The 26,799-nt window shown below is 35.5% G+C and carries 21 protein-coding genes; 12 read left to right on the forward strand and 9 right to left on the reverse strand.

From position 1 onward, the window contains the following. Positions 1-2,634: an alanine--tRNA ligase gene (gene alaS, locus IEV72_RS01000; protein WP_188457209.1), complete on the reverse strand. Its 2,634-nt coding sequence runs from the start codon at positions 2,632-2,634 to the stop codon at positions 1-3. Between the two features lie 116 nt (positions 2,635-2,750). Between alaS and IEV72_RS01005 the strand changes: the two genes are divergently transcribed. The 7 genes from IEV72_RS01005 (at position 2,751) to IEV72_RS01035 (ending at position 8,866) form a co-directional block, all read left to right on the forward strand. Then, complete coding sequence (locus IEV72_RS01005) at positions 2,751-3,734, forward strand: M23 family metallopeptidase (RefSeq protein ID WP_188457210.1); 984 nt, start codon at positions 2,751-2,753, stop codon at positions 3,732-3,734. Then, on the forward strand, positions 3,734-4,063 hold the full coding sequence (locus IEV72_RS01010) for a MerR family transcriptional regulator (protein ID WP_188457211.1): 330 nt from the start codon (positions 3,734-3,736) through the stop codon (positions 4,061-4,063). Before IEV72_RS01005 ends, IEV72_RS01010 begins: the two co-directional genes overlap by 1 nt. A 74-nt stretch (positions 4,064-4,137) precedes the next feature. Further along, on the forward strand, positions 4,138-5,049 hold the full coding sequence (locus tag IEV72_RS01015) for a M28 family peptidase (RefSeq protein ID WP_188457212.1): 912 nt from the start codon (positions 4,138-4,140) through the stop codon (positions 5,047-5,049). Position 5,050: 1 nt separating this feature from the next. Next, positions 5,051-5,734: an SDR family NAD(P)-dependent oxidoreductase gene (locus IEV72_RS01020; protein WP_188457213.1), complete on the forward strand. Its 684-nt coding sequence runs from the start codon at positions 5,051-5,053 to the stop codon at positions 5,732-5,734. A gap of 2 nt (positions 5,735-5,736) precedes the next feature. Then, the gene (locus IEV72_RS01025; RefSeq protein ID WP_188457214.1) at positions 5,737-6,330 is read left to right on the forward strand and encodes a SprT-like domain-containing protein; all 594 of its coding nucleotides are present in this window, start codon (positions 5,737-5,739) and stop codon (positions 6,328-6,330) included. 11 nt (positions 6,331-6,341) lie between these two features. After that, the gene (locus tag IEV72_RS01030; protein WP_188457215.1) at positions 6,342-7,427 is read left to right on the forward strand and encodes a mannose-1-phosphate guanylyltransferase; all 1,086 of its coding nucleotides are present in this window, start codon (positions 6,342-6,344) and stop codon (positions 7,425-7,427) included. Next, positions 7,427-8,866 (forward strand): DUF389 domain-containing protein, encoded by a 1,440-nt coding sequence (locus IEV72_RS01035; RefSeq protein WP_188457216.1) that lies wholly within the window; start codon positions 7,427-7,429, stop codon positions 8,864-8,866. Before IEV72_RS01030 ends, IEV72_RS01035 begins: the two co-directional genes overlap by 1 nt. Before the next feature lie 46 nt (positions 8,867-8,912). Here IEV72_RS01035 and IEV72_RS01040 read toward each other — a convergent pair whose 3' ends face one another. From IEV72_RS01040 to porU, 7 genes are all read right to left on the reverse strand, one after another. Continuing rightward, positions 8,913-9,677 (reverse strand): ABC transporter ATP-binding protein, encoded by a 765-nt coding sequence (locus IEV72_RS01040; protein WP_188457217.1) that lies wholly within the window; start codon positions 9,675-9,677, stop codon positions 8,913-8,915. Continuing rightward, complete coding sequence (locus IEV72_RS01045) at positions 9,677-10,414, reverse strand: MlaE family ABC transporter permease (RefSeq protein WP_188457218.1); 738 nt, start codon at positions 10,412-10,414, stop codon at positions 9,677-9,679. The genes IEV72_RS01040 and IEV72_RS01045 overlap by 1 nt, the downstream gene beginning before the upstream one ends. 136 nt (positions 10,415-10,550) lie before the next feature. Continuing rightward, complete coding sequence (locus IEV72_RS01050; RefSeq protein ID WP_188457219.1) at positions 10,551-12,236, reverse strand: pyruvate dehydrogenase complex dihydrolipoamide acetyltransferase; 1,686 nt, start codon at positions 12,234-12,236, stop codon at positions 10,551-10,553. A 6-nt stretch (positions 12,237-12,242) separates the two neighbouring features. Next, a complete protein-coding gene (pdhA, locus tag IEV72_RS01055) occupies positions 12,243-13,241 on the reverse strand; it encodes a pyruvate dehydrogenase (acetyl-transferring) E1 component subunit alpha (RefSeq protein WP_188457220.1) in 999 nt (332 codons plus the stop codon). A 167-nt stretch (positions 13,242-13,408) separates the two neighbouring features. Continuing rightward, on the reverse strand, positions 13,409-13,891 hold the full coding sequence (gene cdd, locus IEV72_RS01060; RefSeq protein WP_188457221.1) for a cytidine deaminase: 483 nt from the start codon (positions 13,889-13,891) through the stop codon (positions 13,409-13,411). Positions 13,892-13,899: 8 nt separating this feature from the next. After that, positions 13,900-15,072: a type IX secretion system outer membrane channel protein PorV gene (gene porV / locus IEV72_RS01065; protein ID WP_188457222.1), complete on the reverse strand. Its 1,173-nt coding sequence runs from the start codon at positions 15,070-15,072 to the stop codon at positions 13,900-13,902. Between the two features lie 40 nt (positions 15,073-15,112). After that, entirely contained in the window at positions 15,113-18,958 is a 3,846-nt protein-coding gene (porU, locus tag IEV72_RS01070; protein WP_188457223.1) for a type IX secretion system sortase PorU, read from the reverse strand. A gap of 173 nt (positions 18,959-19,131) precedes the next feature. Here porU and gldJ point away from each other — a divergent pair, with 173 nt between their 5' ends. The 5 genes from gldJ (at position 19,132) to IEV72_RS01095 (ending at position 26,187) form a co-directional block, all read left to right on the forward strand. Next, positions 19,132-20,793, forward strand: a complete 1,662-nt coding sequence (gene gldJ / locus IEV72_RS01075; protein WP_188457224.1) for a gliding motility lipoprotein GldJ — start codon at positions 19,132-19,134, stop codon at positions 20,791-20,793. A gap of 75 nt (positions 20,794-20,868) precedes the next feature. Next, positions 20,869-22,146 carry a UDP-N-acetylmuramoyl-tripeptide--D-alanyl-D-alanine ligase gene (locus IEV72_RS01080; RefSeq protein ID WP_188457225.1) on the forward strand — a complete coding sequence of 426 codons (1,278 nt, stop codon included), beginning with the start codon at positions 20,869-20,871 and terminating at the stop codon, positions 22,144-22,146. Further along, positions 22,136-23,494 (forward strand): MATE family efflux transporter, encoded by a 1,359-nt coding sequence (locus tag IEV72_RS01085; protein WP_188457226.1) that lies wholly within the window; start codon positions 22,136-22,138, stop codon positions 23,492-23,494. The genes IEV72_RS01080 and IEV72_RS01085 overlap by 11 nt, the downstream gene beginning before the upstream one ends. A gap of 109 nt (positions 23,495-23,603) precedes the next feature. After that, positions 23,604-24,725: a vWA domain-containing protein gene (locus IEV72_RS01090; RefSeq protein ID WP_188457227.1), complete on the forward strand. Its 1,122-nt coding sequence runs from the start codon at positions 23,604-23,606 to the stop codon at positions 24,723-24,725. Between the two features lies 1 nt (position 24,726). Further along, complete coding sequence (locus IEV72_RS01095; RefSeq protein ID WP_188457228.1) at positions 24,727-26,187, forward strand: P-loop NTPase family protein; 1,461 nt, start codon at positions 24,727-24,729, stop codon at positions 26,185-26,187. A gap of 249 nt (positions 26,188-26,436) precedes the next feature. Here the strand turns inward: IEV72_RS01095 and IEV72_RS01100 are convergent, their stop codons facing one another. Then, positions 26,437-26,655, reverse strand: coding sequence for a hypothetical protein (locus tag IEV72_RS01100; protein WP_188457229.1), 219 nt, complete (start codon positions 26,653-26,655; stop codon positions 26,437-26,439). Positions 26,656-26,799: the final 144 nt, after the last annotated feature.

The following is a 26,799-nucleotide window of genomic DNA, read 5'->3' on the forward strand; positions in this document are numbered from 1 at the left end:
TTAACTGATGTATTTTTTAGCTTCTTTAAGTGCATCGGCGATTCCATGTGGATTTTTGCCACCTGCCGTTGCAAAAAACGGCTGACCGCCGCCGCCGCCTTGAATATGCTTGCCTAACTCACGAACAATTTGGCCTGCATTCAGCTGCTTATCTTTAGCCAATTTTTTATCAATATAGCAAGTTAATACAGCTTTTCCATTAACTTCTGCTCCTAAAACAAGGAACAAATTGTTGACTTCTCCAGCCAATTGAAAAGCTAAATCCTTCATTCCATTGGCATCTAAATCTACTTGCTTAGCTAAAAAATGTATTCCGTTTATTCCTTGTAATTCAGATTTTAAATCGCCTTTTAGGTTTTTGGCTTGGGCTTTCTTTAAGTTTTCAATTTCCTTTTTAAGCTGAAAATTTTCATCGTGTAAATTCTGCAAAACCTTTTCAGGCTCGTTGCTGTTGTTCAGCATTCTTCGCAACTTATCGAAAGCTTTTGCTTTGTCTGTTAAATGGTTTTTGGCTGCATTACTAGTAATGGCTTCAATTCTTCTAATTCCTGAAGCTACCGAAGTTTCTTGGATAATGATAAAATGCCAAAGTTCTGATGTGTTTTTTACATGTGTGCCACCACATAATTCAGTTGATTTTCCAAAATTTATTGTTCGTACTTGGTCACCGTATTTTTCACCGAATAAAGCAATCGCCCCATTTTCAATAGCTTGTTGATATGAAATATTTCTATTTTCAACCAACGGAAGCTGTTCTTGTATTCTGGCATTCACAAAAGCTTCCACTTGCTTAACTTCATCATCAGTGAGTTTTGAAAAGTGTGAAAAATCAAATCGCAAATATTCAGCATTTACCAAAGAACCTTTTTGTTCTACATGCGTTCCTAAAACCACGCGCAAAGCTTGGTGTAATAAATGCGTGGCGGTATGATTCCGAGCTGTAAGTTCACGGTGTTTTTGATCTACAACTGCTGTAAATTTCTTTTCCGGTTGCTGGGGGAGTTCTTTCGAAAAATGAACAATTAAGTTATTTTCTTTTTTGGTATCGGTAATGTAAGTCACATCGCCATTGGCACTTTCTATATAACCTTTATCGCCTACTTGTCCGCCGCCTTCTGGATAAAACGGGGTTTGATTAAATACCAATTGGTACAATTCACCATCTTTTTGGCTAGTAATTTTACGGTATTTCACCAATTCTACTTCCACTTGAAGCCTATCGTAGCCTATAAATTCTTCATTTTCTGTTTCTTGTAAAACTTCCCAATCGCCTGTTTTTGATGCAGCTGCATTTTTAGAACGGTCTTTTTGAGCTTGTAATGACTTTTGAAAGGCTTCTTCATTTAAGGTCATGCCTTTTTCTTCCAAAATCAAGGAAGTTAAATCTACAGGAAAACCATAGGTATCATATAATTCGAATGCTTTTTCACCGGGCAATTCTTTTCCTTTATTTTTTTCGACCATTTGGTCTAAAAGAGAAAGTCCTTGTGCCAAGGTGCGTAAAAAGGAATTTTCTTCTTCTTGAATTACATTTTCACATAAAGTACGCTGCTTCTTCAACTCAGGAAAAGCTTCACTCATTTGAAAAACAAGCACTTTTACCAATTTGTAGATAAAAGCTTCTTTGGTGTCTAAGAAGGTAAATCCGTAGCGAATGGCTCTTCGCAAAATTCTTCGAATAACATAACCTGCGCCAGTGCTGCTAGGCAGTTGTCCGTCTGCAATGGCAAAAGTTACCGCACGAACGTGGTCGGCAATAACCCGCATGGCAATATCGGTAGCTTCATTTTTAGCGTAAGTATGACCCGTAATGGTTTCAATTTCAGAAAGTAAAGGAGTAAACACATCCGTATCGTAATTGGATTGCACACCTTGCATCACCATGCTTAAACGTTCAAAGCCCATTCCCGTATCGATGTGTTTGGCAGGGAGTTCTTGCAATTTTCCGCTAGCTAAGCGGTTATACTGAATAAACACCAAATTCCAAATTTCAACTACTTGCGGATGGTCTTGGTTCACTAAATCTTTACCTGGAGTTTTTGTTTTTTCTTCGGGAGAGCGAATATCCACATGAATTTCGGACGCTGGTCCACATGGACCTTGGTCGCCCATTTCCCAAAAATTATCTTTTTTGTTTCCGAGTAAGATTTTGTCTTCATCTACAATATTCTTCCAAATTTGAAAAGCTTCATCGTCTTTTGCAATGCCATCTTGCTGATCACCTTCAAAAACAGTGACATAAAGTGTTGATTTGTCAATTTTTAATTCTTCTGTTAAAAATTCCCAAGCCCATTCAATGGCTTCCTTTTTAAAATAGCCTACAGAAGCATCTTTAGGATCGCCAATGCTCCAATTTCCTAACATTTCGAACATGGTATGGTGGTAAGTATCTTTACCTACTTCTTCTAAATCGTTGTGTTTTCCACTTACACGTAAACATTTTTGTGTATCGGCTAATTGATGGTGCTTGGGTGTAGAATTTCCTAAGAAATATTCCTTAAACTGATTCATTCCTGCATTGGTAAACATCAAAGTAGGATCATCTTTTAACACCATAGGTGCAGATGGCACAATTACGTGAGATTTATTTTCAAAGAAGTTTAAAAAACGCTGTCTAATTTCTTGTGATTTCATAAAAAGAAGCTATAATTATTGAGGTTTCTGTGCATAACAAAACAATTTTTATCTTTGTGAAATGTTTTATTACTACAAAACGTATTTTGAAGCGCAAAAATAGTATAATTTAAAGAATGAGTAAGGTAAAATATTATTACGATTCCGAAACACTATCTTATAGAAAGATAGAAATTAAAAAAGGAAAAAAACTAGGTTTAAGCCTTCTGTTTTTATTGGCTGTAATGGTTACTTCTATCATCTTACTTATTATATATTTAAACATTCCTAATTTAGAAACTCCAAAAGAAAAAGCTTACAAAAGAGAGTTGCAAAACATGAAACTCCAATACGAATTACTTAACCGAAAAATGGATCAAGCTGTTAATGTTTTGGAAGATTTAGAAGATCGAGACGATAATATTTACCGTGTGTATTTTGAAGCCAATCCCATTTCTGATGAACAACGTAAAGCTGGATTTGGCGGAGTAAACCGATATAGCAATTTAGAAGGTTTTGACAATTCTGAATTAATTATAGGCACAAAACAAAAACTTGACCAACTTACCAAACGCATAGTTGTACATTCAAAATCTTTAGACGACGTTACTAATTTAGCTGAAAACAAAGAAGCTTTACTTGCCAGTATTCCAGCCATACAACCCATTAGAAATAAAGATCAAAAAAGAATGGCTTCTGGATATGGCATGCGTATGGATCCGATATATAAGTTCAGAAAAATGCACAATGGCATGGACTTTTCTGCTCCTACAGGAACGCCGGTTTATGCCACGGGTAATGCAAAGGTGAAAGAAATAAAAAGACCCAATCGGTCTGGCGGCTATGGAAACTTAATAGTTCTTGACCATGGATTTGGAATTGAAACTTATTACGCGCATTTAGACGATTTTAATGTTCGTAGAAATCAAAAAGTAATGCGAGGTGAAATTATAGGATATGTTGGAGACACAGGAAAGTCTACCGCTCCACATTTGCATTACGAAGTGAGAAGAAACGGAAGACCCGTTAACCCAATTAACTATTATTACAACGACTTGAATTCAGAAGAATACGAAATTATGATGAATCAAGCTTCACAAGAAAACCAATCTCTAGATTAATGAAAACCCAACTAAAAGATAAACTGTATTATGGAATTGGAGAAGTTGCCGAAGCTTTTGAAGTGAATGCATCCTTAATTCGATTTTGGGAGAAAGAATTTGATGAGATTAAACCCAAGAAAAACGCAAAAGGAAATCGGAAATTTACCAATGAAGATATCAAAACCATTGAGTTAATTTATCATTTGGTAAAAGAACGCGGATTTACTCTAGAAGGTGCTAAAACACATCTAAAAGAAGAAAAAAACAAAACTTTGACCACTTTTGAAATGATTAGCAAACTGAAAAACGTAAAAGCAGAACTCTTAAAAATCAAGGAGCAGCTCTAAATTCTGCTTGAAAATTGGATTTGCCCAAGTTGGAAGCTTTCCTTATTTTGCTTCAAAATAAAAAAACAGTTTTTATGAAAAATAGCTTTTTTACATGGGTATGCCTTTTGGTTTTACCATTTCAACTTTTAGCACAAAGCGAAACAGAAAAACACCTTGAATATTTATCTTCAGACCAACTTACAGGAAGAGAAACGGGAACCGAAGGAATAAATCTAGCAGCAACTTATATTGAAAAGGTTTTTGAAAAAAATAAGGTTCAACCTTTTTATGAAACCTATCGAGATAGTTTTGAAGTAAAAAAGAAATTTGGGTATAACATAGTAGGTTTTGTTGAAGGTACTGATAATAACCTGAAAGATGAGATCATTCTCATTGGAGCGCATTACGATCATATTGGAATTCAAAAACCCGTGGCTGGAGACAGCATTGCTAATGGAGCAAACGACAATGCCTCTGGAACGGTTACTGTAATGGAATTAGCTGCACATTTTGCTAAAAACCCAACCAAAAGAAGTTTAGTTTTTGCCTTATTTGCTGGAGAAGAAATGGGATTGCTCGGTTCTAAGCATTTGGCTAAACGCATGAAAAAAGAAGACCAAAACCTGTATACCGTTTTTAATATAGAAATGGTTGGTGTTCCTATGAAAGACAGAAGTTATGCTGCATACCTTACAGGTTTTAAAATGTCTAATTTTGCAGAAAAATTCAATACTTATGCAGGAAATGAAACACTAGGCTTTCTGCCTCAAGCCAAAGATTACCAATTGTTTAGTAGAAGTGATAATTTTCCATTTTACCAAGAATTTAAAATTCCAGCACAAACCGTTTGCACTTTCGACTTTACCAATTACGAATACTACCATCATGTAAACGATGAAACAACAGAATTGGACATCCCACATATGCAAAATTTAATTGAAACATTTATTCCTGGAATTGAAGGAATGGCCAACGCAAGTAAAAAAGAAATCAAGTTAAAGTAAGATGAGAAAAAATATAGTAATAACTGGAACAAGCCGAGGTATTGGTTTTGAAATGGTTCAGATTTTAGCCGAACAAGGACATCAAATTTTGGCACTCTCTAGAAACGAAAAACCTATAACTAATTTAAAATTACCTAATGTAACGGCTCTATCTTGCGATTTAGGCGAAGAAAAACAAATTAAAAAAGCGGTAGATTATGTCAAGCAAAATTGGGATGCGGTAGATGTACTCATCAATAATGCAGGATTGTTTTTAAAACAAGATTTTGCTGAAACCAAAATGAAAGACGTAAAAAAAATATACGAAGTAAATGTGTTTTCAGTTTTTAATCTAACACATCAATTATTGCCTTATTTAAGTGAAAATGCACATGTAGTAACAATTAGCAGTATGGGCGGTGTGCAAGGTAGCGTTAAATTTCCTGGCTTAGCCGCTTACAGTTCAAGCAAAGCCGCTGTAATAACCTTAACTGAACTTCTTGCTGAAGAATACAAAGAAAAAGGGCCAAGTTTTAATGTTTTAGCTCTGGGCGCGGTACAAACTGAAATGCTTGCTGAAGCTTTCCCCGGTTTTGAAGCTCCAGTAACGGCAGAAGAAATGGGAAGTTATATTGCTAATTTTGCACTTACAGGACATCAGTTTTACAACGGTAAATTGCTTCAAATTTCCAACTCAACACCTTAAAAGTGAATGAAGTTTTAAAAAAATATATTCCTGAACGTGCAGTAGAACCATGTATTGAGTTAATTAAAAAACATGGAGTGTATTTGCAAATTGTAGGTCAGCGTAAAACCCGTCACGGAGATTACCGAAAATTACCTACTGGGCAAGTAAAAATAACTGTAAATGCCAGTTTAAATAAGTATAAGTTCTTAATGACTTTAATACACGAGTTTGCTCATTTAGCAGCTTATCAAAACTATGGAAACTACATCAAACCTCACGGCAGAGAATGGAAACACTGCTTTCAACAACTCATGCTACCTTTTTTAAATCCAGAGATTTTTCCGAGTAAACTTTTGCCTTTGCTGGCCAAACATTTTAGAAATCCAACTGCAAGTAGCGATACAGACGCAGTTTTATCGGTAGCGTTAAAAGAATTTGATGCACCTAGTTTAAAAAACTATATATTTGAAATTCCTTTTGGTAGACGTTTTAGAATTGATAACGGACGCGTTTTTACCAAAGGAAAAAAGCGCATAAAGCGTTATGAATGTGCTTGCGAAAAAACAGGGCAAATTTATGTTTTTCAACCCCATGCAGAAGTTGAACCACTTTAACGAAAACACAAATGACCAATAAAAATAATTATGCAATTTTAATGGCTGGCGGAGTAGGTTCACGATTTTGGCCTGTAAGTAGAGCAAGTTTCCCAAAGCAATTTCATGATATGCTGGGTTCAGGAAAAAGCTTGCTTCAGTCTACTTTTACAAGGTTAGAGAAAAGTGTTCCTACCCAAAACATTTTCATTTTAACCAATGCCAATTATGCTAGTTTAGTAAAAGAGCAACTTCCGCAGATAGAAAACAGGCAAATTGTTTTAGAACCCGCAATGAGAAATACTGCACCTTGTATTTTATTGGCAGGATTAAAAATTCAGAAGGAAAATCCTAATGCTCAAATTTTGGTAGCCCCAAGTGATCATTGGATAGAAAATGAAGAAGCCTTCACCAAAGATATTCTTGCTGCTTTTGATGCTGTACAACGCCAAGAAATATTGATGACTTTAGGCGTCAAACCCACTTTTCCGAACACGGGTTACGGTTACATAAAGGCAGAACAATTTGATAAATCTCCAGTAAAAAGAGTAGAACGCTTTACAGAAAAACCTGATTTTAAAACCGCTCAATCTTTTCTGTCTGAAGGAAATTATTTCTGGAATGCAGGAATTTTCATTTGGAGTGCAAAAGCGATTGTAAAGGCTTTTGAAAAACATGAACCCCAAATGTTTGAGCTATTTAAAAGCGGTTTAGCCGCGTTCAATTCAACTGAAGAAACACAGTTTTTAGATGAGCATTATGCCAAAGCTGAAAACATTTCAATAGACTACGCTATTTTAGAAAAAGCAGATAATGTGTACGTTTTAGAAGCAAGTTTTGATTGGAGCGATTTAGGAACTTGGGGCGCATTGTACGAAGAACTGCCAGAAGACGAAAACCAAAATGTTTTGGTAAATACCACAAAAGTTATTGCAGATACAGCAAATGGTAACATTGTGCGGACTTCAAAAGACAAGTTGGTAGTAATAGACGGTTTGCAAGATTATATTATTGTAGACCATGATGATGCATTAATTATTGTACCTAAAGAAAAAGAACAAGACATCAAACAAATAAGAGCAAATGCCGTTAAGAAGTTTGGTAGCAATTATCAATAATGGAAGAAAAAAACCAACAAAACCAGAACCCATCTGATAAAAAAGGAAGCGATGTACAACGTAATGTAAAACAAACTTACGGCAGTATTCGTTCTTTTTTGCACGAATTACTCGATATCCGCGAAGATACCGATCGGGATTCTACAATGGAAGCCATTTTAAAAGACATTCCATTTAAAGGACATACTGCGTGGATTTTGGTTTTCTCGATAATTGTTGCTTCGGTTGGACTTAATGTGAGTTCTACAGCAGTTGTTATTGGCGCCATGCTTATTTCCCCATTAATGGGACCAATTGTGGGTGTAGGCTTTTCTGTAGCTATAAACGATATTGATACACTGAGAAGATCGCTTGTAAATTTAGGTGTAATGGTAGGTTTAAGTTTGCTAACTGCATTTTTATATTTCCAACTTTCGCCTTTAACTGAACTTACTCCAGAATTGGAAGCAAGAACTTATCCTACCATTTTAGATGTGTTGGTTGCCATCTTTGGTGGTTTAGCATTGATTATTGCTAAAACTAAAAAAGGAACAATTATTACGGTAATTTCTGGTGTAGCTATTGCAACTGCCTTAATGCCGCCATTGTGTACCGCTGGTTATGGTTTAGCCGTTTGGAATTTAAGCTACTTTGGCGGAGCTATGTATTTGTTTACCATTAATGCCATTTTTATTGCGCTTTCTACCTTTTTGGTTTCCAAAATTTTAAAATTTCCTTTGGTAAAATATGCCAATTCTATTCGTAGAAAACGCATTGCGCAAATTGCTTCTACTATTGCGGTAATTGTAATGATTCCTAGTGTTTATCTTTTTTACAACTTGCTAAAAGAATCTTATTTTGAACAAGATGCAAAGCGTTTTGTTGAAGAAGAATTAATGGTATATAAAAATGCTTTTATTCAAAAAAATGCAACGGTTTACAACTATAATTCTGGAGTTGAGCCTGAGATAGAAGTTTCCTTTTTAGGAAAAGAAATACCGCAATCTGTAATTGATATATGGAAAGCTAAGTTGTCTTCGTATTCTGCTCTTGAAGATGCTAAGTTAAAAATTCTTCAAAATGAAAACTCCGAAAATTTTGACCAAATGACTTACATCATGGAGTTAAAATCCCGTGATTCATTAGAAATAATTAGCAAAGGAAAAGAGATTGAGCAGCTCAAAAAAGAAATGGAAAAAATAAAAGCTAGCGTAAAATATGTGCCATTTGGAGACATTGCTCAGGAGATAAAATTGAATTATGGCGATGTAGCTAATGTAGAATTTGCAGAGTTACTTTCTACCGATTTTAATAAATTAGACACCATTCCATACTTTAAAATTACCTGGAAAACCGAATTAGATAAAGAGCATAAAGACGATTTCGAAAAGAAACTTTCCAATTGGTTGAGCTTCAAATTAAAGCAAGACAAGGTAAAAGTAGATATTGTTGAAGAGTAAAAAATGAAATCACCATCAATTCATTGATTAAGATTGAAACCACTAACTACAATCCTTTCTGATAAGCTACTTTTACTTTTCTGAATAGGTTTGAAGAATACACAAAATCAGTTAAATCTTTGTTCTCACTAACATGAATTTCTTCTTTAGTACCTTCCCAAGCTAAGTGACCATCTTGTAAATACACAATTTTTTCTCCAATTTCAAAAACAGAGTTCATATCGTGTGTGTTTATTACGGTAGTAATATCGTACTCTTTGGTTAATTCCTGAATTAAATTATCTATAACAGTTGCTGTTCTTGGGTCTAGTCCAGAATTGGGTTCATCGCAAAACAAAAATTTAGGTCTGTTAACAATTGCTCTTGCAATAGAAACCCGTTTTTGCATACCTCCACTAATTTCAGCCGGAAAACGAGTGTTTACATCTTTTAAATTTACCCGTTCTAAGACTTCTTGTACACGGTTTTTCATTTCAGCATTGTTTAGCTTGGTAAACATTCGCAAGGGAAATTTTACATTTTCTTCTACATTCATCGAATCGAACAGAGCTCCACCTTGAAAAACCATTCCCATTTCTTTACGCAAATTTCTTCTTTCTGATGCAGATAGATTTTGATAGCGTCTGTCTTCATAATAAATGTAGCCTTGTTCGGGTTCAAATAAACCCACCAAATTTTTCAAAAACACAGTCTTACCAGAACCTGATTGACCAATAATTAAATTGGTTTTTCCCTTGTCAAAAACCGTACTAATTCCTTTCAACACGTCTGTGTCTCCAAAAGATTTATGTAAATTTTCTACTTTAATCATTAGCTTAGTAAAAGTTGAGTGATAATGTAGTTGGTTATAATAATAACAACACTTGTCCAAACAAATGAAGTGGTACTAGCTTTTCCTACTTCTAGAGCGCCACCTTTCATATAATAGCCATGAAAAGCAGGAATGGTTGCTAACAAGAAGGCAAAAACTATGGTTTTAAAGAAAGCATAAAAAATATGAAAAGGAATAAAATCGTCTCTTAAACCTTTTAAAAACTGAGCTCCATCTAAAAAGCCTCCGTAGACTCCAGCCAAATATGCGCCCATAATTCCCACAAACATCGAGATGCCAATTAAAAAAGGATAAATTAACATGGCTATTATTTTTGGAAAAACCAAATAATTTAAGGAATTGATTCCCATGACTTCGAGTGCATCAATTTGTTCTGTAACACGCATTGTTCCAATGCTTGATGTGATGTAAGACCCTACTTTACCTGCCATAATAACAGAAACAAAAGTAGGAGCAAATTCCAGTAATATAGATTGTCTTGCCGCGTAACCAATTAATTCTTTCGGAATTAAAGGATTGGTTAAGTTTAAAGCGGTTTGAATAGTTACTACCGCACCTATAAAGAAGGAAATGAAAACAACAATTCCAAGTGACTTCAAAATCAAGTCGTTAATTTCTTGAAAAATCAATCTCCATAATACTTTTCTCTTGGTCATCCTACGAAAGGTGTCCTTGATCATTATCAGGTAAAGTCCAATGGAAGAGATGTAATTCATCTATATTATTTGAGACCTTAAAAATAGAAAAAATGAATTTATCTTTCTGCTATTTTCACAGCTTATCTTTTAGGAAGTTTTTTTAAACAACAAAGCCTGCGAATGTGCAGGCTTTGTTAGTGCATTTTAATTGAGCTTATGCCAGCATGGTTACTGGATTTTCTAAATAGGTTTTTAAAGTTTGTAAAAACTGAGCTCCAGTTGCGCCATCTACTGTTCTGTGATCGCAAGCTAAAGTTAACTTCATGGTGTTTCCTACTACAATTTCTCCGTTTTTAACAACAGGCTTTTCTACAATAGTACCTACTGACAAAATACAAGAATTAGGCTGATTAATAATGCTGGTAAATTCTGTAATTCCAAACATTCCTAAATTAGAAACCGTAAACGTACTGCCTTCCATTTCTTGTGGCTGTAGTTTTTTATTTCTCGCTTTTCCAGCTAAACTTTTTACATTATTCCCAATTTGACTAAGCGTTTGTTGGTCTGCAAATTCTAAAACAGGAACTACCAAGCCTTCATCTACTGCAACAGCAACACCAATGTGAATGTGTTTTGCATATCGCATAACATCGTCTTTCCACTGTGTATTAACTTGCGGATGTTTACGCAATGCCATTGCAGAAGCTTTAATTACCAAGTCGTTAAACGATACTTTAGTGTCTGGCATTTCGTTAATTTGCTTACGAGAAACCATTGCATTATCCATATTTACTTCTACGGTTAAGTAGTAATGTGGAGCAGAGTTTTTAGATTCTAACAAACGTTTAGCAATAGTTTTACGCATTTGCGAATTCTTCACTTCTTCAAAAGACTCTTCTCCAGCTGGAACATAAGTTTCTACTGGTTTTTCTTCTTTTGCTGAAGCTTTATCTTCCGCTTTAGGTTGCTCTTCTTTTGCACTTGAAGCTTTTGGCTTGTAACTTTCTACATCTTTCTTTACAATTCTTCCGTTTTCGCCTGTGCCTTCAATTTCAGCTAAATCATATCCTTTGTCTTCAGCAATTTTCTTCGCTAATGGAGATGCAAAAATACGTTCGCCGTCTTTTTTCTTCGTTGAAGAGCTTTCTGAACTTGAATCTTCTTTTGAAGTTTCATCTTCAGTTTTCTCTTTTTTATCTTTATTATCTTTTGAAGCTTTTTTAGCTGAACTTCCACCCGACTTAATCGATTTGAGAACCGCATCTACATCTGTACCGCTTGGTCCAATAATAGCCAAAACATCGTCTACAGGAGCAGATTCGCCTTCATCTATACCGATGTGAAGTAATTCGCCTGCGTAGAAAGATTCAAACTCCATAGTAGCTTTATCAGTTTCAATTTCAGCAAGAATTTCTCCTTCTTCAATTGTATCACCAACTTTTTTCAACCAAGTTGCCACGGTACCTTCTTCCATGGTATCACTTAATCTTGGCATTGTAACTACTTCTACATCATCAGGAATTCCAGATTCTTCATCATGATCTGCAGAGTCTTCGTCTTGGTCTTCTTCATCTTTTGAAGAAGATTTTTCTTCTTTATCATCATCAGAAGATTCTTTATTTTCTGCATTGGCATTTTCAATAAGGTCGCTAATATCTTCACCTTCTTCGCCAATAATAGCCAAAAGTGAATCTACTGGTGCGCCTTCTCCTTCTTCAATACCAATATGCAGTAAAGTACCATCATGAAAAGATTCGAATTCCATGGTGGCTTTATCAGTTTCAATTTCTGCTAAAATATCACCTTCTTCTACTTTATCTCCTTTTTGTTTTAGCCACTTAGCAACCACACCTTCTTCCATGGTGTCGCTAAGTCTAGGCATGTTTACTACTTCTGCCATAAGATATTATAATTTATGTGGAATAAAAGGATAGTCTTCTTGTTCGTATACAACGTCGTACATTACATTTTTCTCTGGAAAATCAGAATCGTCAGCAAACTCTTCGCATTCTTTAACGCGTTCCTTCACTTTCTTATCCATTTTTTTCAACTCATCTTCAGTTGCGTATTTTTTCTCTAAAATAGTTTCTTTTACCTGCGCAATTGGGTCTATTTTTTGGTACTCTTCTACTTCGTCTTTGGTTCTGTATTTTTGTGCATCACTCATAGAATGTCCACGGTAGCGGTAGGTTTTTAAATCTAAGAAAGTGGGTCCTTTTCCAGAGCGTGCTCTATCTATAGCTTCATCTAAGGCTTCGGCCACTTTAACAGGATTCATGGCATCTACTGGTCCACATGGCATTTCGTAACCCAATCCGAGTTTCCAAATGTCTTCGTGACTTGCTGTACGTTTCACAGAAGTTCCCATAGCGTAACCGTTATTTTCTACACAGAAAACTACAGGCAAATTCCAATTTACGGCCATGTTGAAGGTTTCGTGTAAAGAACCTTGTCTTGCTGCACCATCTCCTAAGAAACATAAAGTTACGCTGTCTCTTTTAAAATATTTATCTGCAAAAGCTAGACCTGCACCTAGTGGAATTTGACCACCAACAATTCCGTGACCACCATAAAAACGATGTTCTTTAGAAAAAATGTGCATAGAACCGCCCAAACCTTGCGATGTTCCTGTTCCTTTACCGTACAATTCTGCCATTACGCGTTTGGGATCTACACCCATACCAATAGGCTGAACGTGATTTCGGTAAGCTGTAATCATTCGGTCTTTTGTTAAATCCATAACATGTAAAGAACCGGCTAAAATAGCTTCTTGCCCGTTGTATAAATGTAAGAAACCTCTTACTTTTTGCTGAATGTAAACTTGAGCAAGTTTATCTTCAAACTTGCGCCAGAAGGACATTTCTTCGTACCAATTTAGGTAAGTCTCTTTGGTGATTTTTTTCATCTCACAATTTGTTTTAATACTTTTATCAAACTGTTTAGCAATAAAGCCTAAAAACCTAGCTTATGGCAAAAAAACAGAGTTACAAAAGTAATATAATAAATAAGAATTGAAAACACTTTAAGATTTATAATAAGACTATAAATCACGAAACCGTTTTCGTTATCAGACTACAAGAAATGACGATCGAAAGCTAAGGGAAGTAAACTTAATAAAGATGCTACTTTACACACTTTTCCAGATTTACCCATAAAATAAACTTCGATGGGTTGCTTTTGCTTTTGTTCGTATTCTGCAATGGCTTGTCGGCACGCGCCACAAGGCGGAACAGGAACAGTATTTGCTCGTTCTCTAGGACCTGCCGTAATGGCTATTTGCAGTATTTTTTGATTTGGAAAGTTAGCTCCCGCAGCGTAAATTGCAGTTCGTTCTGCACACAATCCAGAAGGATATGAAGAATTTTCTTGATTGCTACCGCTCACTATTTCTCCATTGCTTAACAACAAAGCTGCACCAACTAAAAATTGAGAATAAGGTGCGTAAGCATTTGCTCTTACTTCTTTGGCTTTTTGCATTAAATGCTGCACTGCAGCTGGAAGTTCGCTTACATCTTCATAAATTTCAATTTCGGTTGTAATCTGCTTTTTTTCCATTCAAATAATTAAAATTCTACGTAAGCTTTTTCTCCAATATTAAATGAAATAGAGAAACGTAAAGTTCCTTCTAGCGGATTGGTAACTCCTTGTGCTGTTGAAAATAAGTAAGAGGCATCAATAATAACAGATGTGTATTTGAATCCGAAACCAAACGTGGCGTATTGTCTGAATCCCTTTTCTGGAGCTTCATAAAAATATCCTGCTCGAATAGCAAAACTATCTTCATACCAATACTCGGCTCCTAAAGACCAAATTACTTCTTTGAATTCTTCAGACAAACCATCAGGCGCATCGTTCCAAGATGAGAAAATAGCTCCAAATTGACTTTGAGACCTATATTCTTCCGCGAGTTCATTTCTCTCTTGATTAGTTGCATCCTCTGGAATATCTGGCGGCGTAGGCACTAAAAGTTTGTTAGCTTCTAAATAAACACCTATTCGGTTGGCATCATCTAAAATAAAGTCGAAGCCTCCACCAATTTTAAATGTGGTGGGTATAAAATTATCTTGTTCAGTTGAGTTAGAATAGCTAATTTTTGGTCCAATATTGGTAATGGCCGCTCCTGCTCTCCATCTCCCAGCAAAATCTTGATATGCTTTAACTGGACCACGGTAAAACGCATGAATGTCTGCTGCAAAACTATTGGCAGCGGATGCATCTTGTCCGCCTTCAGATGGTATTCGTAAATCTGAACGCAAATAGCGTCCGGTTACTGCCATGGAGAAATTTTCGCTCAATCGTAAAGCATAGCTTACATCTACTGCTAATTCGTTAGGCTCTACTTCTCTTGCAACTTGATCAGCAGTTTGTCTTAATTCTACTCCACCTAAACCAAAATAACGCAAACTACCAGAAAATGAACTTCTCTCGTTGATGCGATTATAGTAGGTAAGTGTACCTAAATTAATATCGTCTACCAATTCTCTTAAATAAGGTGTATAACCAAATCCAACTCCTTGTTTGGTTTCCGAAAAAGCAAATTTTGCTGGATTCCATTGTTGTGAAAATGCGTCTACCGGAGTAGCAATACCTTGGTCTCCAATAGCTGAAGAACGTGCATCTGCTGCAATAGATAAAAAAGGAACAGCTGTAGTAATTGGTCTTACGGGTTCTGTTTGACTAAATGTTGTTTGAGTAAGTAAGAAACAAGCTATTAGGGGTAAAAAAATCTTCTTCATAAATTTCTAAAATGTTTGCAAATATAGGTTTTATTTGAGACTATAAAATGACGAGTTTTTCGTATTTTTCTGTTTTATGATTGGTTAAGGTTGAGCGAACTGTTAATTTATATACATAAACTCCTTTTCCTATTCGATCTCCAAAATCGTCTCTTCCATCCCAAGTAATGTCTCTGGACAAGAATCCATCGGTATTGATTAATTGGTTTTGAGACCAAACCACTTTCCCTGTTACCGTAAATACTTGCACTTGCACTTCTAAAGGTTCGAATGGACGGTTATGGTTAAACCAAAATTCTGTATAATCTGTAAATGGATTTGGATAATTTAAAACACGTGTAACGCTTAACTCTTCTTCGCTAGAAACGGTGAAATGGATTTCTGCTATGGAAGAATTGTTGTAGGTATCCCAAGCCCTAAATCGCAAGACGTGCGGACCTTCTTCCAAATCGCGTAATTGATAATAAACTGTACCGCGAGTAAAATCGTCTGCTTCTGCCTCGTAATATTCGTTAAGCACAACCGGATTTTCATCGTCTTCATCTAAAATGGCTACAATATCGTGACCAATTCCACCGGCGGTATTAATGCCACTCATGTCTTCTAAATTGGCTAATATAAACGGTGAACTATCTGTAATTCCGCCATCAACAAAAGTTTCATCATTCATAAACAACTGAATAAGTGGACCTTCATTATCTTCGGGTGCATCTTCATTGATTCCGCCTACTAGAATTTCATTGGAGTGGCCAACTTGGTCTTCTAAAATATTGTCTCGAACAGCGTACATACTAATCCGACCGTTATCTACTGGAACACGTGTATCTTTTGGCAAGATAAATTCTACTTCAAAAGTTCCATCAGCAACAGTAGACTGACCTTTGAAAAGGGTTTCGCCTAAAGTAGTAAAATCTAAAACCAATATTTCACCATTATTATTAGTAGTACCATCGTTTGCTAGAGTAGAGCGATCAATGCGTTTATCGAAAATAGTGGTGCTTAAACTTCCACTATAATTGGTCATTCGATCTCCATTAGCATTTACAATTTCTCCAGTAATTTTATTTCTGCTTAATCCTTTTAAGGTATCCGTTGATTGAGCAAAAGGTTGATTATTTAGCGTAGTTAAACGAATTTGTGGTTCACCATAAGGCAATCTTAGTGCGGGATCACCCAGATAAAAGACGATTCTTTTTCCATCTGAACCCAAATTGTTTTTAGTTTGCATTACCGCTTCACCCACAGTATAACCAACTTCATCATAATCGAATAAAAAAGGAGCAAGTACATTGTTAAAACTAACTCCCGCACCAACTCCAATGGCTCGCGTGGTCGTAATCATAGAAACAGGTCCGCCTTGTGGGTTTTGATAACATAATTCGCCTGCGGTAATTCGCAACGGGTTATCAAACTTTGTAAATTCACAAGTAACCGTTACAAACACATTGTACCTGAGCGGGTTTCGCCAAGATTGCACATTTTCTGCAGTTACTAAGCGTTCTTGGCCTAAACCTTCTTCGCCGCCGTGCCCAAAATAGTTCACTACAGAAACTCCTAATTCAATTTGGTCTGTTATGGCTTTATTCACTTCTGGATACCGATCGCCACCTGCCGAAGAAATTTGCTGAAATGCATCTGCATGAATTTTCTTTACATTAATATTGGGTTTATTCAATGAAATTTGATCTCCCAAATTATCCAATTGTACTTGTATTTGTTGGTGTTCCCAACTTAAATCTACGTCATCAGAAATCAACAAGAAGTTATTTCTCCAACTTGCATAAGAAGGTCTACTTTCAAATTCTTCAATTTTAGTAATCATTTGGTCTGCAAGTTGCGGTGTGTCTGCAACAATTCTACCAATTGCCAAATCCATTAAATTATTAGCACTCATGTTGCCTTCGCTCGGATCCATCATGGTGTAAAAATCGTCTGACATAAACGAACTAACAGTAGTTGCAAAACTACCTAAATTTTGAAATGTTGGAACAATATTGTTATTGTCCTGCAAACGGTCTTTGTAGTCTACAGAAGTATCTCCTATTAAAGCAACAAATTTTAGGCGGTTTTCTGGAGAAGATGCATTGTAATAAATGTATCTGATAAAATTTCTAATTGCAGCAATATCTTGTTTTCCAGAATTAAACTCGTTATAAATCTGGTCTAAAGATACCACACGCGAAGTTAGGTTGCTTGTTGATGATCTTAAATCGGCCAATCGATTAGCTTGAGCTAAAAAATCACTATGCGTTATCACCAAGTAGTCTATATCTTCAAATTGACCTTGGGCATTGGTTAAAATTGTTCCTTTTAAATTTTGGTTGCTTACATTCTTATTACTTTGGTCTATTAAAGGCGTAAATGCATCTGAAGGAACAAAAGCTTGATATTTTCTTTGTTCACCTAAATTAGCTTTAAAAGAAAAGCTAGCTTGATTGGTTTCATTTTGATAAGAACTAACTTGATGCATGTCTGTAATATCCCAAACCTGGCTAATCCTACTAGCATTGCTAATTACATATTCACCAACACCAATTTGCGTATCTATATCATTTTTCTGAAAAGTAAATTGTAGGTTGTTATTGGTTCCCGATAATTCCCTAACCGCTTCTAAGCGAATATAATCTAAAAAGCCTCTAGCCGCCGGATTACCTTGTTTGTTGTAAGTTAAGGAAATAGAAATGTCATCTTGGTTTACATTTAATACTCTATTGAAACTAGCTCCTCTAGATGGCAAATCTCTTCCTGTAGAAAGTATGGTAGCATTCCCTAGAAATTCTCCGTTTACACCAACCGTCATTGAAGTTGTACTAATGGAAATCCCGCCTAACAAAATATTTAACTCAACAGGCTCCGTAGTTACTAAGTTTGGAAAATTAAAGCTGTAATCCCGTTGAGTAGTAATATCAAAACGATCTCCAAACCAGCGTCTACCAACTAAAGAAAGGGATGTTTCATCTACTTCATAATACCTAGAATCATCAAAAGTTGAAATTACAAGGTTTGGATTTGCTGTTGGCTCAACAGCAGGCTCAACTCTTTTTCCTTGTCCACCACTAAAGGTAACATAATAATAAGCACGGTCTGCATATAGGTTTAGGTGAGTTTCGTTTTCTGGTGAGTAATTCCCATCGGTAGCTTCAGCATAAAAAAGCGCATCATCTCCTTGTGAAAAAGAATTGGGATTGGCCAGATTAAGTTGAAGCGGAATTTCAGGTAAATCGTAAAATTTTTCTGGTGTATTTGCATTAATTAAAGGAAGCATTTGCCCGCCGTGACCATAAATTTTAAGTGTGTTGGGATTGATTTCGTCTTGCGTAAAACCTAGACTTCGTAAAAAGTTAAAATCGATGCGGTGTATTCCTGATTTTTCAACGTAAAACTTTCGCCATTTACCACTTTCTAATACAGAATTTACAACTGGCGGTACTTGGTCTTGATTTTTGTTTTTCGCATAGGTATTAGGACGAGAAGAAACGGTATTAAGTGTAAAACTTACTAAGCGCTGCACGCGATTGTTAACTTTTCGAAAAGGATTTAATTCAAGAATGGTTTTTGATTTGCCACGTGCATTTGCAATGCTAAATTGATAGTTGAAATCTGAATTTTCTAGCTTAATATTTTCAAGTAGATTTTCATTTACATCTTCAAATACTGGATTTGAAATTTCGTAGAATACGGTACCATCAAAATTGCGCACATACATCAACTTTTCTTCAGCTAAGTCATATTGGCGAAAATCTGCATTAAAACTTGGAATGTAGACGGGCTTTTCTGGATCTGAAGAAATGTTTTCCTGATCATTCCATTTTAAATCAATTTGTTGGTTTTGAGCAAAGCCAACAAAACAACTCATTAATAGTATAAGTAAAGTGATTTTTTTCATTCCCATGCAAAAGTTATATCAAGATAACGCAAACAAGGCTCGCGTATTATTTTAGTTCAAAAATACTTTATTTGAATAAAATATAAAGACAATCTCTAATTATTAAAAATAAACTTGATTTTACATCGTTAATTAGTATATTGCGAGCCTATTTTTAGGATAAAATTATCATTATGAAGTGTATATCTTTTTGGAAACTATCCCTTTTCTTAGTTATTGTTGGAAGTGTAACAAGTTGTTCTCTTTTTCAAAACGAAGACAAGTATTCTAGCGCAACTGGCTGGGATTTAAGCGGTGGCGAAGGCGGTGTTGAATATCAAACTGACTATCGCGAACAGGAGCCTGGACCAAATTTAATTTTTGTGGAAGGCGGAACTTTTACCATGGGTAAAGTTCAGGATGATCCGATGAAGGATTGGAACAACACCCCTACTCAGCAACACGTTCAATCTTTTTATATGGATGAACATGAAGTTACCAACTTAATGTACTTAGAATACTTAGATTGGTTGAAGAAGACTTTTCCACCTTCAGAATCTAATTTTAGAAATATTTATTACGGTGCTGTTCCTGATACCTTGGTTTGGAGAAATCCACTTGGTTTTAACGAAAACATGACCAATAATTACCTAAGACATCCTGCTTACAGAAAATATCCTGTTGTAGGTGTAAACTGGGTACAAGCTGTGGAATTTAGCAAATGGAGAACAGACCGAGTTAACGAATTACGTTTAGAAAGAGAAGGCTACACAAGTCTAGAAGCAAGAACAAGCACAGACCCAACTTCTATATTTACCACAGAAACTTACGTGAATACACCTACTCAAGTTTATGGTGGAGACGAAGAAAAGTTATTAGGTGGAAGAAAATCTGACAAAAAAGGATATGAAGACGAAAACGGTGAACGCCGTGATAAGTTTGTACAGCAAAAAGATGGTGTTTTATTACCAGATTACCGCTTACCAACAGAAGCAGAATGGGAATATGCAGCATTAGGACAAAATTCTATTCGCGATTTTAATTCTTACCGTGGTAGAAAAAAATATCCTTGGGATGGTCGCTACACTCGTTCTGAAAGTAGAAAATCTTTAGGAGACCAAAGAGCAAACTTTAAACAAGGTTCTGGAGATTATGGTGGAATTGGCGGATGGAGTGACGACGGCGCTGACATTACAGCTGAAGTAAAAACTTTTGAACCAAACGATTATGGATTGTATGACATGGCTGGAAACGTTGCAGAATGGGTAGCCGATGTTTACAGACCTACCGTAGATAATGAATATAACGATTTTAACTATTACCGTGGTAATGTATACACCAAAAACGTAATCAACGACGACGGAACAGTAAAAGTTTTAGATGCTTCTGAAGTAGTTTACGACACTTTGCCTAATGCTAAAATTGTAGCGGTAAATTTACCTGGTGAAATTAAAAAACAACCTATTGATGAAAATGAAACCTACATGCGTACTCAGTTTGACGAAAGTTACAATGTAGATTATAGAGATGGAGACAAACAATCTTCTATTTATTTTGATCAATCTTCAACTAATGTTGAAAATAAAATGTACAACTCTCCTGAAAACGAAGTAACTGTAAATCCAAACACAGATAACTTAGTAAGAAAGAAAGACGAAAGTAACAACCGTACAACACTTATTGATGACAAAGTAAGAGTGTACAAAGGTGGTTCTTGGAGAGATAGAGCATATTGGTTAGATCCAGCTCAGAGAAGATATTACCCACAACATATGGCAACCGATTATATAGGCTTTAGAAATGCAATGTCTAAAGTTGGGGCTAAATCAGATCAAAAAGGGAGAACTAGAAAATAATCTAAGTTATCCAATACTTAACACTAAGCCCATTCTTTATGTTTGGGCTTTTTTAATACTCAGCAATGTAGAATTATGGATATTTCAAAATTACATCAGCATTTTTTAAACAGTAGAGGAGTTTCAACAGACACGCGTAAAATTGAAAAAGACTCTATCTTTTTTGCTTTAAAGGGAGCTAATTTTAATGGAAATGAATATGCTCATCTAGCTTTAAAAAAAGGAGCCAAACTAGCCGTTGTAGACGATGCAAATCTTAAAGATGAACATTTTTTAAACTGTGATGACGTGCTGAAATGTCTTCAAGAATTAGCCAACTTTCATCGGAAATATTTGGGCTTACCTATTATTGCCATTACAGGAAGCAATGGAAAAACAACTACCAAAAAATTGATTTTTAGTGTGCTTCGACAAAAATTCAACACCAAAGCCACGCAAGGAAATCTAAATAATCACATTGGTGTTCCGCTTACCTTGTTGTCATTCAATAAAGAAACCGAAATCGGAATTGTAGAAATGGGAGCCAATCACCAAGGAGAAATTGCTGCACTTTGTAAAATAGCGGAACCTGATTATGGATACATCACTAACTTTGGTAAAGCTCATTTAGAAGGCTTTGGTGGTATTGAAGGTGTTATAAAAGGCAAGTCTGAATTGTACCGACATATCATAGCAAATAAAGGCTTCCTTTTCATCAACGCAGATGATGATTTACAAGTAGAAAAAACAAAAGAAGCAAAACGATTTAGCATTGGGGCTAATTCTGCAGATTGTGAAGTAGAATTGGTAAAAACACATCCAACAGTAGTGGTGAGTTATCAAAACCAGCAAATTAAAAGCAAACTATTAGGCGCCTATAACTTTAAAAATATTGCTGCTGCTATTGGAATTGGAGCTTATTTTAAAGTTCCAACAGATGCTATTAAAAAAGGAATTGAAAGTTTTATGACGGAAGAAAATCGTTCACAACTGCTTCAAACCAAAAACAACGCTATTTTATTAGATGCTTACAATGCTAACCCAAGTAGTATGCAAGCGGCTTTAGAAAACTTTCATGGTCTAGATGCCGAACATAAAGTACTTATTTTAGGCGACATGTTTGAAATTGGTGAAGATTCCATGAAAGAGCACCAACACATTATTGAACTGGCGAATCAACTTCAATTTGAAGATGTTTTGGTCTGTGGTGAAGCCTTTTACGAAGCCAATCAAAAATTAAATCATCCTGTTATTGCATTTCAGAAATTTGAAGATGTATCCAATTACTTAAAAAAGAATGTCTTTAAAGACAAAACAATTTTAATTAAAGGTTCGCGTGGAATGGCATTAGAACGTTGCTTGGATGAATTATAAAACCCAAAAAGTAAGTTTTAAAGAGATCAATAAAATAGCTGTCCCAGCTATTATCGCCGGTATTGCTGAACCCTTAATTTCTTTAGCCGATATTGCCATCATTGGAAATGTTCAAGAAAATCCTGTTGAAGCTTTGGCTGCGGTAGGCATCGTTGGGTCTTTTCTTTCGGCTATAATTTGGATTATCGCACAAACCAAAACCGCAATTTCAGCAGTGGTTTCACAGCGTTTGGGTCAACAGCGAATTAACAGTGTAAAAACATTAGTGCCACAAGTTATTCTGTTTAATTTTATGCTCAGTTTACTTATATACTTCAGCACAGCACTTTTAGCAGAGTTTATTTTTAGCGCTTATAAAGCTGAAGGTTTGATATTGAATTATGCTGTAGATTATTACCGAATTCGTGCGTTGGGCTTTCATCTTACTTTGGTTACGTTTGCTATTTTTGGAGTATTTCGTGGGCTTCAAAATACATTGTGGGCCATGAAATGTAGCTTGGTTGGTGCAACGGTTAACATTGGTTTAAATTACGTTTTAGTCTACGGAATAACAGGCTGGTTTGAAGGATTTCATATTGCTGGAGCTGCTTGGGCAAGTCTTGCTGCACAGTTAGTCATGCTGCTCATGGCATTGTATTTCTTTTTCAAAAAAACACCTTTTCATTTAAAATTGAGTTTCACGATTAATCCAGAAATGAAACCGCTTTTATTAATGAGCGCCAATTTATTTATCCGAACATTATCACTCAATATTGCTATTTACTTAGCCAACACCTACGCTACTGGGTATGGCAATTCTCATATTGCAGCGCAAAGTATTTTAATGAATATCTGGTTGTTTTTTTCCTTTTTTATAGATGGTTATGCCAATGCAGGAAATGCCATTGGTGGAAAATTATTGGGAGAAAAAGCTTATCTCAAACTATGGAATTTAAGCAAAGACATCAGCAAATATGCGGTTGGAATTGCAATTCTGCTCGGTATTATTTGCAGTCTTTTTTACACTGAAATCGGATTGATTTTCAATAAAGACGAAAACGTACTGCGTTTATTTGAAAGTGTTTTTTGGATGGTCTTAATCATGCAACCTGTAAATGCAATTGCTTTTATGTTCGATGGAATTTTCAAAGGAATGGGGGAAGCTAAATATTTAAGAAATCTATTGTTAGTGGCTACTTTTCTAGGCTTCATTCCTAGCTTATTAATAGCAGATTATTTTAATTTGAAGCTGTATGGAATATGGATTGCCTTTTTTGTATGGATGTTAATTCGCTCGAGTGTTTTGGTGTATAAATTCAAAAACAAGTATGTTGCTAAAGCCAAAATAGAGCAAGATGCTTCTGCTTAACTCACTGTTTTTTTTTTAACAAAAACCCCTTAGCTTTTCAGCTTAAAATTTAGCCGCAGTTTAACAATTAGTTATTCAGTATTCGTTCAAATACTTCTATTTTTAAGCTATGAGAAAAGATTTTAATTCTACAGGTTTTCGCTTTAGTCAATTTGAAGAGAAAAACACATCTCAATTCGATCGCATATTCGAAGTATTTAAAGAACTCATCACCTACACTTCTGGCGATTTTGATGAAGCGATGGACTGGCTAAAACAGCTGGATAAAGAATACAAACTAACTACAGACGAGTATAGTTTAGACGATTTTATTGAAGACTTAAAAAAGAAAGGATATCTAAGAGAAGAAGTTCAACCCGATGGAAAAAACGGTTTAAAAATTACAGATAAAACCGAACAAGCCATTCGAAAAAGAGCTTTAGAGCAAATTTTCGGAAAACTGAAAAAAACACGATCCGGACAACATAAAACCAAATATACTGGATCCGGTGACGAAGAAACAGGTGTTCTGCGCGATTATCAATTTGGTGATGCATTAGATAAAATTTCCATGACCGATTCCATTAAAAATGCGCAAGTAAACCATGGAATTAGCGACTTTCAACTTACCGAAGACGATTTGGTAGTCAAGGAAACTTCGCATAACAGCCAAATGAGCACAGTCTTAATGATAGACATTAGCCACAGCATGATTTTGTACGGCGAAGACCGAATTACACCTGCCAAAAAAGTAGCGATGGCTTTGGCCGAATTAATTACTACACGCTATCCAAAAGACAGCATAGATATTATTGTTTTTGGAAACGATGCATGGCCAGTTAAAATTAAAGATTTACCGTATTTACAAGTTGGTCCTTTTCATACCAATACCGTGGCAGGATTACAATTGGCAATGGATATTTTAAGAAGAAAAAGAAATGCCAACAAGCAAATTTTCATGATTACCGATGGAAAACCGAGTTGCTTAAAAATGGCTGACGGAAGTTACTACAAAAACAGCGCAGGTTTGGATCCGTTTATTACTGAAAAATGCTACAATATGGCTGCACAATCCCGAAAATTAAATATTCCGATTACTACTTTCATGATTACTTCCGACCCGTATTTACGAAGATTTGTAGAAGAATTTACAGCTTCTAATCGCGGAAAAGCCATTTATGCAGGTTTAGAAGGTTTGGGCGAAATGATTTTTGAAGATTACGAAAACAACCGAAAAAAAAGAATGCGATAATATGAAAATCAAGAATATAAAAACCCTAGGTGAATTGAAGGCAGCTGGCTATCAATCTCAACATATAAAGGATGAATTACGGTCGAATTTAATTCAAAAAATTAAAAATAAAGAAAATGCTTTTGAAGGTATTCATGGTTTCGAAAACACTGTAATTCCTGAATTGGAGCGTGCCATACTTTCTAGGCACAACATTAATTTATTGGGTTTACGCGGCCAAGCCAAAACCCGAATTGCTCGGAATTTAATTCATTTATTAGACGAATACATTCCCGTTGTAGAAGGTTCTGAAATCAATGATGACCCTTTGCAGCCCATTTCACGATTTGCCAAAGAACAAATTGAAAAGCATGGCGACAAAACTCCCATTGCTTGGTTGCATAGAAGCGATCGTTTTTTTGAAAAATTAGCAACTCCCGATGTTTCTGTAGCCGATTTAATTGGCGACATCGATCCGATTAAAGCAGCCAATTTAAAATTGAATTATACCGATGAACGCGTAATTCACTTTGGAATGATTCCGCGTGCACACCGATGTATTTTCGTGATAAATGAACTTCCCGATTTACAGGCTAGAATTCAAGTTGCCTTGTTTAATATTTTACAAGAAGGCGATATTCAAATACGTGGTTTCAAATTGCGTTTGCCATTGGATTTACAATTTGTATTTACAGCCAATCCAGAAGATTATACGAATCGCGGTAGCATAGTAACTCCGTTGAAAGACCGTATTGGATCTCAAATTTTAACGCATTACCCAAAAGAAATTGAAATTGCCAAAACCATTACACAGCAAGAAGCTAAATTAGACACAGCTCAGCAAATGGTTAGCGTTCCTGAAATTGCAAAAGATTTATTAGAACAAATTAGTTTTGAAGCTCGCGAAAGCGAATATGTAGATGCTAAAAGTGGCGTGAGTGCAAGGTTGAGTATTACTGCTTATCAAAATTTAATTAGTACAGCAGAACGCAGAGCTTTAGCTAATGGCGAAAAATCTACCCAAGTACGCTTATCTGATTTTGTAGGAATTATTCCTTCCATTACTGGAAAAGTTGAATTATTATATGAAGGTGAACAAGCAGGAGCCGATCATGTTGCTTTTCAATTGTTAGAAGATGCCATAAAAAAACAGCATGAAAATTACTTTCCTCCACTCAAAAAATTAGAAAAAGAAAGCGACAAAGCTCCGTATAAAGAATTGTTGGAATGGTTTTATGAAGGCAATCAAGTTGAATTATTCGACCATGTTTCTGACGATGAATACAAATCAGAGCTTTTACAAATTGAACCTTTAGTAGCATTTGTAAAAAAACATGTGAAAGATGCAAATGAAGATGAAACCTATTTTTATATGGAATTGGTACTTTGGGCGTTAACTGCGCATCAAAAATTGAGCAAGCATCGATTTACTGATGGCAATCAGTTTCGAGATTTACTAGGGAATTACCTAAATAATTTATAAATTGAAAATTATGCAAAGTGAACTACCTAAACAAGAAACCTTACCAGATGATTATGAATTTATTCTCGCAGAATTTTTAAGCGAAAACTGGTTTTATCTAGTAGCCTTCGTATTAATTGTAGCGATTGTAATTTTTTATTCGATACATAGGAAACAGCAAAAAAATAAGTAAAACTCTACGTGTTTTGAGCTTTTAACAAATAAAAAGGAGCTTTTTCGAGCTCCTTTTTCTACATATAAACGAGTTAATTAAGCCTTCAGTTTTCTAAATCCCAAATAGCTTCCTATTAGTGCTGTCATTCCTATAAACATACTAATGGGTGCTTCTGGAACATCATCTACGGTTTCAGAAAAACCAAGCGCATTACCTAGTTCACCGGCAGAAGCTTGACCTAAGCTTACTTGCGTTAGCAAAAGTGCTGCCACAAAAAGCAATAAACCAAGTTGCTTACTGTTTATTTTTTTCATGTCTCTTGAAGTTTTCTATAATACGAATTGGTATTTTACATGTCACGCAATCAAGTTCTTTTAAAATACGTTCCTGACTGGTGTAAATGGCAAATACCATAACAAAATGTCTAGGACTAAGTACCTAGATATCTAATAATAAAT

It is taken from the genome of Psychroflexus planctonicus (assembly GCF_014640195.1).
GTDB lineage: Bacteria > Bacteroidota > Bacteroidia > Flavobacteriales > Flavobacteriaceae > Psychroflexus > Psychroflexus planctonicus.